1 pseudogene is annotated in these 293 nt (G+C 59.0%); it reads right to left on the bottom strand.

Annotated features, from left to right (window positions below):
* Positions 1 to 293, bottom strand: a pseudogene (locus tag P0G09_RS19735) (glycoside hydrolase family 32 protein); the annotation flags it as partial.

Genomic DNA, 293 nt, shown 5'->3' with positions numbered 1-293 from the left:
GCCCTGGGGCTTATCCTCGGTGTCCGACCAGGTCTGCAGCCATGCGGTCAAGATCCGGCGGCCATCCGGGGCAAGAGTGGTCTGGGTAGCAGAGAAGTCGATGCCGCCGTCCATCAGCTGCACATTTTCCTTGGTGAAGGTGTGGGTGGCTTGGTCGTAGCTGCCGATGAAGGCAATCTCGTTGTGACCATTGTGAAACTCACCTTTGGGCAGCATCTCCATGGGGCCGAGCATCAAGACCTGCTTGCCGTCCAGCGGAAAGAAGTCCGGGCACTCCCACATTTTGCCGTACT

The organism is Faecalibacterium sp. DFI.5.82, assembly GCF_029076575.1.
Classification (GTDB): domain Bacteria; phylum Bacillota; class Clostridia; order Oscillospirales; family Ruminococcaceae; genus Faecalibacterium; species Faecalibacterium duncaniae.
The sequence above is the reverse complement of the archived record's forward strand: the minus strand, read 5'-3'. Positions and strand labels throughout refer to the sequence as shown.